The organism is Ruegeria sp. K7, from assembly GCF_056531785.1.
In genome coordinates, this window is record NZ_JBQFMJ010000023.1 from 19,169 (window position 1) to 33,214 (window position 14,046).

9 protein-coding genes and 1 pseudogene are annotated in these 14,046 nt (G+C 50.4%); 4 read left to right on the forward strand and 6 right to left on the reverse strand.

Features of this window, described 5'->3' with window-relative positions; genetic code table 11:
- Nucleotides 1-31: 31 nt before the first annotated feature.
- The 4 genes from ACR0FE_RS22325 to ACR0FE_RS22340 form a co-directional block, all read right to left on the reverse strand.
- Nucleotides 32-3,334 (reverse strand): adenylate/guanylate cyclase domain-containing protein, encoded by a 3,303-nt coding sequence (locus ACR0FE_RS22325; protein WP_480714037.1) that lies wholly within the window; start codon nt 3,332-3,334, stop codon nt 32-34.
- 411 nt (nt 3,335-3,745) lie between these two features.
- The gene (locus tag ACR0FE_RS22330) at nt 3,746-4,681 is read right to left on the reverse strand and encodes a LysR substrate-binding domain-containing protein (RefSeq protein ID WP_170817423.1); all 936 of its coding nucleotides are present in this window, start codon (nt 4,679-4,681) and stop codon (nt 3,746-3,748) included.
- A 1,328-nt stretch (nt 4,682-6,009) separates the two neighbouring features.
- Complete coding sequence (locus ACR0FE_RS22335; protein WP_480915341.1) at nt 6,010-8,547, reverse strand: hybrid sensor histidine kinase/response regulator; 2,538 nt, start codon at nt 8,545-8,547, stop codon at nt 6,010-6,012.
- 48 nt (nt 8,548-8,595) lie between these two features.
- Nucleotides 8,596-9,075 (reverse strand): molybdopterin-binding protein, encoded by a 480-nt coding sequence (locus ACR0FE_RS22340; protein ID WP_170617483.1) that lies wholly within the window; start codon nt 9,073-9,075, stop codon nt 8,596-8,598.
- A 135-nt stretch (nt 9,076-9,210) separates the two neighbouring features.
- On the opposite strand from ACR0FE_RS22340, the gene ACR0FE_RS22345 reads away from it, so the two are divergent.
- The gene (locus ACR0FE_RS22345) at nt 9,211-9,831 is read left to right on the forward strand and encodes a response regulator transcription factor (protein ID WP_170617481.1); all 621 of its coding nucleotides are present in this window, start codon (nt 9,211-9,213) and stop codon (nt 9,829-9,831) included.
- Between the two features lie 382 nt (nt 9,832-10,213).
- On the opposite strand, the pseudogene ACR0FE_RS22350 reads toward ACR0FE_RS22345, so the two are convergent.
- Nucleotides 10,214-11,325, reverse strand: a pseudogene (locus ACR0FE_RS22350) (IS3 family transposase).
- Between the two features lie 747 nt (nt 11,326-12,072).
- On the opposite strand from ACR0FE_RS22350, the gene ACR0FE_RS22355 reads away from it, so the two are divergent.
- The gene (locus ACR0FE_RS22355) at nt 12,073-12,249 is read left to right on the forward strand and encodes a hypothetical protein (protein WP_170817360.1); all 177 of its coding nucleotides are present in this window, start codon (nt 12,073-12,075) and stop codon (nt 12,247-12,249) included.
- Nucleotides 12,250-12,531: 282 nt separating this feature from the next.
- On the opposite strand, the gene ACR0FE_RS22360 is transcribed toward ACR0FE_RS22355, so the two are convergent.
- Nucleotides 12,532-12,990 carry a hypothetical protein gene (locus tag ACR0FE_RS22360; protein WP_480915344.1) on the reverse strand — a complete coding sequence of 153 codons (459 nt, stop codon included), beginning with the start codon at nt 12,988-12,990 and terminating at the stop codon, nt 12,532-12,534.
- A gap of 283 nt (nt 12,991-13,273) precedes the next feature.
- Between ACR0FE_RS22360 and ACR0FE_RS22365 the strand changes: the two genes are divergently transcribed.
- Together ACR0FE_RS22365 and ACR0FE_RS22370 are read left to right on the forward strand one after the other, a co-directional pair.
- Nucleotides 13,274-13,723: a hypothetical protein gene (locus tag ACR0FE_RS22365; RefSeq protein ID WP_480915346.1), complete on the forward strand. Its 450-nt coding sequence runs from the start codon at nt 13,274-13,276 to the stop codon at nt 13,721-13,723.
- A gap of 58 nt (nt 13,724-13,781) precedes the next feature.
- On the forward strand, nt 13,782-14,018 hold the full coding sequence (locus tag ACR0FE_RS22370) for a universal stress protein (protein WP_480915347.1): 237 nt from the start codon (nt 13,782-13,784) through the stop codon (nt 14,016-14,018).
- Nucleotides 14,019-14,046 lie beyond the last annotated feature (28 nt).

Genomic DNA, 14,046 nt, shown 5'->3' on the forward strand with positions numbered 1-14,046 from the left:
GTTGTATCCTTTCCTGCAGGTGCGATCAGTTTTAGGTCGCCGCCGTTTGATAGGGTTTTTTGCGTATGACGGGCATTGCGTTGAACAGGCTCGCCGCCTCTGCCGTCGTTCGAAGTGATGTCAATGCTTCGTTATCTGGCATCCCGCGCGCTTTGTTTGTCAGCGCTCTGGTCCGTTGAATATGATATTGCGACCATGGTGTCGGTTCGTCCGCGGTGTAGTCTTCGAGGGCTGTCGCCAAACGCTCTGCGTCCTCGAAGGCTTCTGCGTTCAGGCAAGCTTGTATGGCATTTCGGTAAAACCGAAAGTAGTTGTGACCGACACAACCCTTTGCAAGCAATGCTTCTCCTTCCCGCAGAATTTCAATGCGTCGCGCGGCATTTGATGTCGTTAGGGCAACCGTGGACATCACCCAAGGGCCTATAAAAGTATCGAGCGCCATTTCGCGCACTTTCGTCAGCGCGTCCTCGGCAAGCCTCTCTGCTTCAATGTCGTTGCCCTGTTCGAACTCTATGCGTGCAAGTGTCTCTTCCAAAAAGGGAAGGAACCGTTTCGCGCCGATGCGTTCGGCTAGTTTGCTGCCCCTGTCGATCTCCGAGCGTGCTTCGGCATACCGCGCCATCGAAGTGAGGATCCAGCCCGCTGTCAGTCGAGACACGATTTCCGGACGATGTGTTCCGAGTTTTTGCGCCAATTCGGCTGACTGCAAGGCGCAGGCCAGCGCCTGCTCGGTCTGGTTCATGTAAATTTTTGTTGTGGCCAACATGAACAGATTAGCACTCTGTACCGCACCCAGACCATGTTGTTCACAAAGCTGCAGGCAGTTTTCTATGACCTCATGAGCGGTAAACATCCTGCCACGCGCATAAGCGGCGTCGCCCAACCCGCTGAGCGCCAGGGCTTGCCTTTCCGGCAAATCGGCTCTCTGCGCATATTCAAGCGATTTGAAATGTTCTTCCTGGCAACCGTCTAGATCACCACGTGGGAAATGCAGGCTCCCACGCAGATAGTGTATATTGCTCAACTCAGACAAAAGCGTGCCGCCTTCGGCAATAGTCTGGGCTTCGTCGAGAACCGCGTACGCTTCATCGATCCGGTCCAGGATACGCATGGCGGCAGCGATGCCGATCAACGAACGGCATTTGTCCAACGCATGCGCTGCGCAGTCTTGTGCCTCGCGGAAGCATGTGATGGATTTCTCACTGTCACCTGACTCCCGCAGAACATCGCCTTTGACCCGCAAAAGTGCACCACGCGTGTCTAGATCGGGATCGCAGTTCAACCCCTTTTGTGCAAAATCCAGAGCATCATCTGATTGGAATGCATCTCTTGCGTCACGCGCCGCCGAGAGAAACGCCTCAGCGGCGCGCGGGTCTTCGGCGAACGAAAGATGTTGCGCATAAAGTACGACGCCGCGCTTCTCAAACCAATTTGCGGCTGCCAAATGCAATGCGCGCAAGTCTTTCCGCAGAATAGTACTGAGAATGGCATCCCGTATCAGAGCATGGGCAAAAAGATATCCGTCGTCGATGGGTTTTATCAGGGCTGCGTCCAGCAATGGGCGCTCGTCGTAAACGCTCACCTCTGCAATTTGCGTCACGGCGCTCATCGTAAAACGCTGCCCCAACACGGCTGCCGCATGCAGTATTTTCTTGTCTTGCGGCGCAAGTCGGTCAAAGCGGGCCTGAATCAAGCTTTGGATCGAACTGGGAACCAGCCCATCTACATCGTTCGCGTGGGCCAACATCTGAACCAGAAAAAGCGGGTTACCCTGCGCCTTCTCGATACACTCATCGACCATTTGGTTCGTGACGCGAATGGTCATCTGTGCAAGTTCCATCGCATCAGCCGATTTCAGAGCGCCCAGGGTCATTCTTCTTACACGCGCTGAACTTTCGATCGGAGCAATATCCATGTCCATCACGTATCCTTCCATACGTGATGTAAGCAAAAGAAAGACCGGATTGGCCTGACTTTCATCGACCAGAATATTTATCAAGGGCAGCATTTTGGGATCTGCCCAATGGACATCCTCCAAAACAATCAGTTGCGGTGTTTGCGCTGAGAAATGACGCACGACGCGTCTGATGGTTTCATGCAACCCTTCCACCCGAGCGGTGTCACTCATGGCACCAAGCATCACCGACATCTCAAGATCAGGTTTCACGCCCAGAATCTGAACCATGAAAAGTGTGGAAATCTCATTCAGGACGTCTGCCTCGGTCAATCGCTTGATCACGGACATGACCGCTGATTGTTGAGCGTGCTCTCCCAGACCACACATACTGCTTATGATTTTGTTCACGGGCGACTCTGCATCTCCCAGACCAAAGTCAAGAAACAGTGCGGAATGCCTGTCAAAACCTTTCGCTTTTGCCTTTAAAAGAGTTTCCTGAACCAGCCTCGTCTTGCCGATACCCGCATCTCCGCGCAGGTATACCGTTTCACCAGTACGCCGCGAGATGGTTCCGTCAAGTGCTCGACCCAGTAGCTCGACTTCTCGATCACGTCCGACAATTTTGTTTTGTGCGACCGCCCGACCGAAGCCGACAAACCGATGCGCCAGCACGGGGCTTTCGTACCCTTTAACCTGTAAAGAGACTGGAGCGTCGCAATGAATGCTTTGACTGAGAGACAGAAATATCTTGTCGTCAATCAGTGTTTCTTTTGGGCCAGCCTGATCAGCAAGGCGGGACGCTAGGTTCACAGTATCTCCAGTAACAGTAAAGTCTTGGTCTTTTCGTTGTCCGTAACCGCGCTTGGAGAAGAGAACGTTGCCAGCTGCAGCACCAATATGAACAGTCAGTTCACGACCAAATCTTCGAGATATCTCTTCCATGGCGCGGTGCATCTCGACGGTTGTCCGCAACGCCCGTTCACTATCGTTGCCAAATGAGACCGGCGCGCCGAAAACCGCCATCACACAATCGCCGATATGACGGTCCACCGTGCCACCCATGCGGATCACAATTTCATTGAAGCGATCATACAAGCAAGACAGCACATCGTGCAGATCTTCCTTGTCCAGTTCGCGCGATAACTGAGTATAGCTGCTGAGGTCGGCAAAAATGGTAGTGACGTCTCGCCGTTCAGCGTCAGAGGAGCTTTCAAGGTTTGTCGATGTGGGTGCAGTGACAGTTGGGTCGTATGTTTCCGCGGCCTTTTTCAGGCCCGCCAGGATTTTCTTCCGGTGCCCCAGAGAAACGATGCCGATTTCCTTCAATTCATCGAGGGTCAGATCGCCAATAAGTGACATATCAATGTCGTTTTGAACAAAAGCATCGAGGTATTGAGAAAACCCGATGTTGCTCAGTATTTTTTCAAGTTCATCCACCGAACAGTCCCGCAAGTACCCTTGTCTGATCTACTACTTTCACTTGTACTAAAGCAATCGTTAACCATTGAGTCGAATGGATCAAACGAGCTACTTGTTCGTGTTTGATCTGAGCAGGATAAACAAAAGAGTTCTGACGGATCGCAAATTCTGTTTTGGCCGATTGTCATCAAATCTCGAATAGAGGCCAGATACGGTTTCGTTCGCAACGCGGACGTTACTACAAATCAAGTACCGCGCCACGCACGGCTGACCGTTTGCGGGAAGCTAGATTTCAGTGCCATTTGGAACGATAATTATCGGCATTGGCAGTTTGTAGTAGCTAGACTGTTCAGACGATTGTCGGCTACGTCCGCTTAACAGGCATTCATTAAATTCATCCGAACGGCTGCTTGGAGCCCATAGCAGCCACTAAGTTGCGCTAGCTTTCGAGGCGAGAATTGCACTCGACTCGTTATTTACTTTTGAATTTCCGTAGAGTGCTTCCTGCAGTAGCCATTTGCGAACGGCGCGGACAGCTCTGCGTCTTCCCGCGCGTTGGTTCGTTGCTAGGTAATAGCCTCCAAAATGAAGCTCTATGTCATTCAGGCGAACCAACGCTCCTGTTTCTTCCTCAGTTTGACATAGGTGCTGGTCCATTAGAACCGCACCCAGCCCCGCAACCGCGGATTGGATTGCTAGGAGAGCCCCCAAGGGCTTTGGCAGATTAAGAACCGGAACCTCTTTCAAGCCAGATTCGCGAAACCATTCCGGCCAGAGGCGGAACGTCGCTTCTTCTATCAGCGCCCCTGACGCCAACACTTCAAGATTCAAATCAGAGCCTGTGCCCGGGGCAAAGCTTGGAGCAGAAAAGGCACTGACGAGAGATGGGAACAACAGGTCGTACCCTTCGGATGGATCGACACGCAGATATCTCAGGCCCAAGTCAAAATCATGCGCTTCAATGTCCATAACATCCGTTGTTATCGAGAGGTTCAACTCTATGTCGGGATGCGCAGCTTTTAATCTTGGCAGTCTTGGTACTAGCCATTTTTGTGCCACTGCACTCTCTGTTGTCATTGTGACAACACCTTTGGGTTCGGCGGTCAATGCTTCCGTCGCCTCGGCAATTCGATCAAGAGCAGGCGTAATCTGAGCCAAGTAGTCTTGCCCTTGCTCCGTGAGTGCGACACCAGATTTTTGTGTTCGGAAAAGATGTACATTCAGCCGTTTTTCCAACCCACGTATGTGACGGGAAATCGCTGAGTGCGACACGTTTAGTTCTTCGGCTGCACTGGTAAAGCTACCCAACCTTCCTGCGGCTTCAAAGGCACGAAGAGGATTTAGAGGGGGCAGGTTTCTTGGCATGGGGCATTGTGACTTTTTGGAACAATCCATGTCAAGAAACGGCGTTTGTCTGATTAGCCGTGTGCTGAGATTTTATGGGAGCGGCCAACGATGGAGCCTACCATGAAATATGCAGATACACATGAGTTTACATCACAATTTAAACCCGCGATCTCCTGCTCAAAGAGCCCAAATTCGGTCCGCGAGAAGATCAAATTTAGTTTCAGATCATTGTTTGCTCCGCGACTAGATCCCACGCGGTTGACCCGGGTTGAACGGCGTGAAATGGGCATCACAGAGCACGATATCGACTGGCACAACGCCTTACATGGTCCCTTGGTCAAATGAAAAGAGCAGCATTTTTTGCTGACCAAATAACCAAGAACGGCCTCAAACCGCTCTCAAATGTTACTGACCGGCGGCAGAGCCCGCAAAGCGGGCGCTAAAGCATGCGTCAGCGAATGATCAGAATATTGCCTTTAGTGTTCAAACCTATGAAGCTGGCTTGGTGTCAGATTGATCTAAAAGCTCGTATCATACGAATGACTAGTTTTTGAGGGCGTAGTTGTGTTCGAGGTCAAAATTGGCCTCTACATGGTGAATCACCGTGGTTAGTTCACTGCAGATGCAGGCGAGGCAATTTCGCCACTGGGGGTGCTATTCGGGGTATCATTGAGTATGAGTATATATTTCGTGATTAAAAATATATACTTACCTTATTTTATGTATTCCCTTCAGCGCACCAAAACCCCTAATTTATCAAATATATAACAATTTTTTAATATGTTTTGGCTAGTTTTGATCCACCCTACTAGCCACCCTTTTGACGGTTGAGAAATATTTCTCAAGGCCAGCGCGTATGGGCAAAGTATGAGAGCGCAAGGTTCAATGAGGCTAAGCCGAAAAGTCTACAAATTCATAACTATCATTCTAAGCGACTGAGCGAACCTGTTTTCGATCATATCCTTAATGACGTCAATTGCGTCGGACCAGTTCAGTCTCTGCTCGACTATCATGGCCAAACATCCCCGACTGAACTAATCAATTGTGTTCGGCGTCCGAAAAGCATTTCCGTCCCCAGAGATTTTCTACCAGGCTAATCCTGCAAAGTCTTGCTCCTACAATTTAGACAGTGCTGTACAAGTAGAAAAGCCCGCCGAGCGAAGCCGGCGGGCTTAGAACGATAGCGTTGTTCCAGTGAGTGGTTATCGCTCTGAACTTTGAAGTTCACATCCCATTATTTTTGATCTCACGACTTTCTCAACCTACCAATTAGACTAGACTTGCACACACTTTGCTGGCCTTAAGTATTGCTAGTTCATACAAGGTCCTTACTGTTGTTGGGAAACTTAAAGAGATTGTGGAAACTGTAGCCGATCAACCTGTTCGCGAGTGCCCTTTGTGTCTTTCTTTAGTCTACCAAGGGCGATCTCTAGAGAGGCTACATCAGCCTTCGTAGCAATTATTCGCGTAGTCTCGATTGATTTTGTCAATGAGCGAAAACCGAACAATGCAGCGGCTCCATTTAGCTTATGCAAGTGGGAGGAAAGCTCACTTCTTTCGCTCAAATCGGTGACCTTCTCATGTTGTAAAAAGAAATCTGACATCTCTTGGAAGAAATCCAAAATAGCTTTTCGCATTTGCTCTACACCCAAAGTACCACCCAGCTCTTGGAGTATGTTACTGTCAATTAAAGAAGTGCTAGGCTGCCTAGTGTTTGAATATATGGGCTCTCCCAGCAAGACTCTCTTGAGATCACTCAGGCGAATCGGCTTAGTCGTGTAACCGTTCATTCCAACGGCCAAGGCTCTTTTTAGGAGCGCCTCTTCGTTATAAGCAGACAGACCATGAATCCGGCAATATCTATTCAATCCTTTGGAATTCCTGATCATTTTGGTGAGTTCGCATCCGTCAATGTCCGGTAGACCAACGTCCATGAGAATAACGTCAAACCGCATACTTGTTGCCATTTTGTATGCATCGGCCGCAGAGGTCGCAGAATGGACTCTGTGGCCCAAGCTATTTAACATTTCGCACAAGACTGAATTGTTGACGACGTTGTCTTCGACGACAAGGACGCTTAGTTTTTTGGTGTTGGGCAAGGTGAAATTTGAAGCTGTATGATCGTCTTCAAGCACTTTTTGCAGCTGTTCTTCCACTTTCATCTGAGGAAGCTTGAGAGTGAAATGACTTCCGTGCCCCAAATGCGAGTCTACAGTGATATCTCCCCCCATTAGCCTTGCAATTCGCCTTGAAATCGAAAGTCCGAGTCCATCTCCTCTAGATAATCGCCCTTTCACCGGTGCACGGGTCACGTAGTCACCGAATATTTCTTCAAGCTGATCCGTAGGAATTCCATCTCCGGTATCTGAAACAGTCAAAACTAAGTTTCGAGCCTGCTTTGCGTCTTCGAACTTCATCCGGACGCTGACAATTCCGGTGGAAGTGAACTTGATCGCGTTTCCAACAAGGTTTGTAACAATCTGGCCGAAGCGTACTTCGTCGGCGATGAAAGTACCAAACAAGCTTGGGTCGAGATCAGAGTCCAGTTTCAGCCCCTTCTCGGCAGCCAATGCTTCAAGAACTGCAACGACTTGAGATACCTTTTCGTGAGGGTTGAACGAAACTGGTGACAGAACCAAAGCGCCGGATTCTATTCTAGTAATATCAAGTGCTTCGTTAATCTGCTCTAGAAGAACTTCTCCGGATCCCGCAGCCACTTCCAAAAAATGGTTCTGCCTTTCGGTAAGATCTGTGGTTTTGAGTAAGTCCAGAACCCCTAGAATACCAGTGAGTGGAGTCCGCATTTCATGGCTCATGACTTCCAAAAACCGCGATTTTGCGCGATCAGTTCGCTCTGCTCTTTCTTTAGCCTCCAAAAGCGCTTGCTCGTTACGTTTTCTGTCACTTATGTCACGTAGATATACTGCGACCAAGTCTCCCGCTGCGTTCGATACCCTTGTGACATTGATTTCAGCAGGAAACTCATCCCCGTTGCGTCGGGTGCCCACTATCTCAACCCGATTTCTTTTAGTGAGCCCTGAGATCAGGTTGGGACCCTTGTTGTCATCAAATCTGTCGCTTTGGTCAAAATGAACTCCTGGAAGAATTGTGCTCTTGATGTTTTTGCCAAGAACTTCCCCTTTCCTCCAGCCAAATACTCTCTCCGCAGCGTTATTGAACTCTACAATTTCTCCCTTTTCATTGCCGATCACTATGGCATCGAGAGAAGCGGAAACCGTCGATTCCAATCTGCCAGTTGTCTCCCGAAGCGCAAGGTCGCGTTCCCTGGAAATCTGCAACGATCTGTACAAAAACAAAAGTACGGCGGCCAGCACGAAAACAACCGAAATAGCGACCAAACCAGCGTTTCTTAGTGCAGATGAAAACTTTTGCCGACGAGCCTCCGTTCTTTCAGCTCCGATGGTAATACCTAGCAACGCGAGTTCACGTGCTGCCGGTTGATAGAGAGTCGCCAAATCGGCGAGTTCACTAACATTGACGGGTGCATCATAGTTTTGAGTTAGCCGTGAAGCCTCCTCGGCGAACTTTTCAAGTTGTTCCAGCAACTCTAATGCACGGCTATCGCTTTCGATTATGTCTCTTGCGATTCCGTGGCTTACAAGATCAATTCGGCTTAAAGTGATCTGTGTTTGTATTACGGTTCTCAGAGAGTCTGGCCTGTACCGCGAAGCTTCTTCCAGCAAAACGGATCGCAAATTAGCGAATTCAGTATCCAACTGTAGAACTGTCCATTGGGCATTCTCATTGCCGGCAGTCGCTAAGGCCCGCTGTTCAATCCAAAGACTTCTTCCCAAGGCAACTACGACTGCCACGAGAACCAAAACAGTCGCGGGAAAGATAAACCTGGCTAGACCTCCTATCATTCGACCCTCCAAAATAGTTTCTCCAGTCAGCCGAGAAACTTTCGTAATTCATTCGAGAAGTTCAATTGTTTGCAGTTGCCAAATTGCACGTGAATAGTTCGACTCAGTCTTGTAGTCGGGCCTATCGTCAAAGGGAAACATGACCCAATAAGGTCCTTTTTCGCGAACCGACATGGTTGATCCGTCAACTCGGGTCGCGATAATCGGTACTTCTGCCTCTAGCTCGGCAACAGGTATCTTCACCGAATAATCATTCAAAGCGGACAGTTTAAGCTGTTGAACTTCGGCATCGAGGTATTGAAGCAAGCTGGCAACCGGAACACCGCTGAATTGGTTAACTCCATCTGTCCAGATTGTTGAAGTTGAAAAGGAAACCTGTTTCATTGTGTCTAGATCTTCCAATGAGAGGTTTTTCTGTTCTCCTCCGGCAAATACAACTGTCAACGGAATTTGGTCTTGCGCTCTGACCGTTGAAGAACACACTAAGGCGACAGCAGTAGTGATGCTAAGGAAATTTCTTGAACTCATAGAATTGGCCTCCCTGGAAGCATGATGTTACTGTGGCGTTGTCACTGCTTCGAGCGTCGAACAGCGAATGAATGAACCTAGGTCGATCGTTGCTTGTGGCATAACAGTTTTTTCTCGGGGGCATTCCGTTACTTGATGAGTACCATCTTAATTGCCGATGATCATCAACTGGTTCGCGATACATTGGCCACCTATCTGGCCGAAAAAGCTGGGTTTGAAGTAAAGGTAGCTTCAAGTGCAGAAGAAGCTTATGTTGTGATTTCTGCCTTCAAAAACATCGACCTCGCGATTCTGGACTATCAGATGCCAGGTATGAACGATCTGGAAGGACTGGTTCGACTCAAATCACGTTTTCCAGACCAAAAAACAGCCATTATTTCCGGTGTCGCCTCCCCTGAAGTTGCTGACAGAGCCATTGAACTTGGGGCACTCGCTTTTTTTCCAAAGTCCATGCCAGTGGATTTGATGCTCGACAGTATCAATGAACTAACCGGAGATAGGTCGATCGCGCGCTCAGCAGGCATTCAACAAAAGCAGCCCGGTGCTTTCCCAAAGGACTATGGCCTGACAATTCGGGAACAACAGATTCTTGACATGCTTGCATCCGGCCAATCCAACAAATCGATAGCACAAGACCTGCTACTAAAAGAAGTAACGGTAAAATTTCACGTCACGAACATACTTGGAAAACTTGGAGTGAGTAACAGAACTCAAGCCGCGTTGCTTGCCAAGTCAAGTTCACACTCTCGGGGATAGTAGGCCCAACTAAAAGCAAACGGACTTGATGTTATACTCAACCCAAATTGCAGCCCGCGCAACGATCATTCAGGCGATCAGGTTGCCGGCACTGTCTTGGTTCAACCTAACAAAAATTCTTGCGGCACGTTTGGAATTGTCTAGCTCAGAACAAGGTCAAAAGGCACACTTATTGGTTGGCTAAATGGCCCCAATCATCGGATCTGCCCGGAATCCAGCAAAGAATTAGTCGCTCCACCTAACAAGTAGAGGAGCGACCAGAACGATCTAAAAATTACAACCACTCACAGATTGCTACTTTAGTATAGTAATCGAACGCAGCTGAAGCGAAAAAAATCTCACAGATCGTGCGAGTTTGACCTGCTCCCCTTGGAGTCCGCGTCTATAGGTTAGCTCTGTTCAGGGTTTGGTCCTCTCTTGACCTTTGGTGATACTCCCACGGCGTGAGCCCGTCGAGGCTCGAATGTGGGCGGTGGTGATTGTAGTCGGCGCGCCATGCCGCGATCATGCGGCAGGCATGGCGCAAAGACGGTATCAGGTGCTCGTTGAGGCATTCCTAGCGCATCCATCCGTTGAAGCTCTCGACCAGGCCGTGCTGCATGGGCTTTCCCGGCGCGATGTAGTGCCAGCCGACCTTGCGGTCCTCTTGCCATTTGAGCATCGCATTACTGGTCAGTTCGGTCCCATTGTCGCTGACCACAAGACATGGATACCCGCGAAGCTCGGTGATCCGAACCAGTTCGCGGGCGACACGCGCGCCGCCGATGGATGTATCGACCACAGCGGCCAGACATTCTCGGCTGAAGTCATCAATGACGTTTGGCACACGGAACCTGCGGCCATCCTCCAGCGCATCCGACATGAAGTCGAGCGACCACCTCTGGTTCGGCCCCTGTGGGATCGCCATGGGCGTTCTCGTGCCCACTGCGCGCTTGCGTCTACCCCGCTTACGAACGGTTAACCCTTCTTCGCGGTAGAGCCAATACAGCTTCTTCCAGTTCACTTCCCAGCCTTCCCGTTTCAGCAGGATATGCAGGTGGCGGTAGCCGAACCAACGCCGCTCACAGGCCAGTTCTTTCATCCTGGTGCGCAGTTCCGTGTCGGAAGGGCGCTTAGATCGACGCCGATACACACGCGGGTTAATCCCGGTCAACGCACAGGCGCGTCGCTGATTGTAACCCTTGGTCTTCATCGCCCAGTTCACAGCATTCTTCCTCAAACCGGGCTGCAGAAGTTTTTTCCGAGCATCTCTTTCAGTGTCACCACATCCATCATCTGCTCGGCCAGCATCTTCTTCAGTTTGGCGTTCTCGTTTTCCAGCGTCTTCAGTCGCCGCGCGTCTGACACCTCCATGCCGCCATACTTGGAGCGCAACTTGTAGAACGTCGCATCGCTGATGCCGTGCTTGCGGCACAGTTCCTTCGCACCGAGACCAGCTTGGTGTTCCTTCAAAATGCCGATGATTTGTTCTTCGCTGAAACGGCTTCTCTTCATCGTCTGTCTCCTCAGTTGGAGAACAGGCTAACCAAAATTCGAGGACTTCTCAGGGGAGCAGGTCATTTTTACGCATCAGAAAGTTTGAGCAAACGGCTCGCGGGGACATAGTCCACTGCTATCATTACACCTTTTGGGGCATAGTGCGACGCGCCGAACTCGTACCCCCTCATTGAAATCGTAAATCCCCATCAAGGCGCGCCGCTCCACACTGCTACTTGTTCGGCTTGTTCAAATTGGGTCGGTGGAATGAAAAATGCGGTTGTGCTCTGACATCTAAAAACCGCAATTCAATTCTCCAGCGAGCTTTTTGGGGCCCGTGGGGCGGCACGCCGAACCCAACAACCCGCTCATAACCGGTCGCAATATCCGGAATGCGCAAAAAATCAACGCGTGCCGCCCACGGTCAGAGGATTGCATGGTGGCAAAATTATGCCCGCTGCTCGTTACGAAACTTACTTTTTGCCTTTTGGAAACAGACTATTTCGCCAGATTTTGCAATGCTACGGGAATTCCCCAATTTCGAGGATTGGGTGCTCAAGGTAAGTTGTCTTCAACGGAACACTACTACCACTCCGGAATTCCCCCTTGTGAGAGAGGGGCTGGCTCTTACCCCCTCGTCCAGCCCCTCGCTCCACCCATCACAAAGCTATCAATTGCGACAGGCAGTATGCTTGATCTGATTGTAATTGGCAGTGCATATCAGCTTCACGGTCTGGTCCACTCGCTTTTTTCGGGGAGTTCCAGGTGAGCGACACTCGGGTCGCGTTGTTTCAGAAGCCCTTTCGTACTATTTTCTTCAATCTCGTTGAACACTTTTTTGGTTTAGTGTTGCAGCGTTATGCGGCTTTTTCTGATCGGCGTTGTTGTGATTTCGCTGTCCGCGGCGGTCTCGTGAACGAGGCGCTACAGGTCCAATTTTGATAACGATGTAGTCGGTTCCTCCCGGCGCACCAGTTGGCGACGAGCTGTTCTAGATTGAACGAAGTAGAAGCGTCAATGCCAGCAATTCCATAATAGATGTCGGTATCTTACTAAAAGTCCGAGCGAATTGCTTGCATCAGGTCCTGCTGACATATCAGTAGCCGAAATCAACTATGCGGTTGTGGGTCGTCAAGGTTCAACTCTCGCTGCGCATCATCAGCGGCGGCGAGACAGGCACAGCAGAAAAACGAATGGTACTAGTTGGCCCGCGCTGCAAGCTAGCTAGAGGGGACAAGAGCAACGCGGGCCCCCCGAAGGGTGGTAGTAGTAATTAGTTAGCGTGATTGCCTGACCCGGCTCCGCGTCGCAGCGCCGCAAGCAAGAAAAATCCGCGCTGCTGAGGGATGGGATCATTCGCGGCGTAGGGTTGCTCCGCAATAACCCCCCGACAAGGCGTGCCACGGCGCGCAAGATCAGGAAAAGAGCACCGGCCCAACCCATGAAGCCAAAGGCCTCATTATCCAACGTGGCGCCAGCCAACAGGAAGAACAGGATGATGAATGGCCATTGATTGTTCTCGATCTCATGAAAAGCACGGTCATGATGGTGGGCAAGATTCCCGACAACTGCGCCTGCAACCATGCCTGATGAAAGAAATGAAACCTCCAGCAATAGCGAAATACCCGCTGTCAGAAAGACGATACCCACCGCTTCGGCTTTCAGGGGCTCTCCCGTTTTCAAGCGCCCGGTCAGACAAGCGGATGGCACGCCAATCCGGCAAGGATGAGGACACCAAGGGTAATCAGAAAGCCGGCAACGTGCACATAATACCAAGCGTTAACTTCTTGTCTAGACTACTCAAACTCCGACCCTGCCTTGTAGGAACTGATGTCGGAGCGAATGCGAATATCCTTACACGGTCTGAACCGAGGATCATAAGATTAAGGGATATTGATCTGTATTAAGGCGGATGCCCACCGCAAGTGGCACAATAGGTCAATCAGGGAATGAGGAGGAATTTTTGATGCCGACAAAGAAGTCCAAGTCAAATTACTCGGCTTCACTCGTGGACGTTTTCAAGAATATGCAGCCGCCCATGTCTGGCAATCCGGCCTTCGGTGCCCAGATCGAACAATTCTGGGACGCGCAAGAAAAAATGCTTGGGGAAACAGAGGCCTTTGCGCAGCATTGGTTCGAGCGGCGACATGAGGCGGTCCGAACGGCCCTGCAAGCTGCGCGTGAAGTGTCTTACGCTAACCCGTCGGAACCCTCGAAAGCCCTTCAGAGTATGGCGGAATGGCAGCGCCACTCGACGGAGCGATTGGTTGCTGACGCGCAGGAATGGCTCGAAACCGTGGCCCGTTGTGCAGTATATGTCGCTGAAACCGAGGCTGAAGCTGTTGAGCAAACAGTTGATGATGTTGCAGCCGCTACAAAGAGCGCAGGGAAATCTTCAAAGTCTGAGCCGGTTTAGATTTCCTGCTGCCGACTAAACCAGATTGAAATCATCAGAGAAGTAGATAGGAGGTCAAATGTACAAGAACATCCTGATCCCGGTTGCACTGGACCAAGAGCACGACACCCAAGCATCGTTTGAGGCCGCACACCAATTGGCTGATGCGGACGCTGTATTTACTGTTGTGCACGTCCAAGAGCCTATCCCCGCGTATGTGGGGTCTCAGATTCCAAGCGAAGTGCTTGCGAAGCTGCCAGGGCCGAGTTGCGACTGGTTCATCTGTCCCGGCACCTGCAAACAACACCACTGTTGAGCGCAGATCAAATCCAACAGTACAGCAT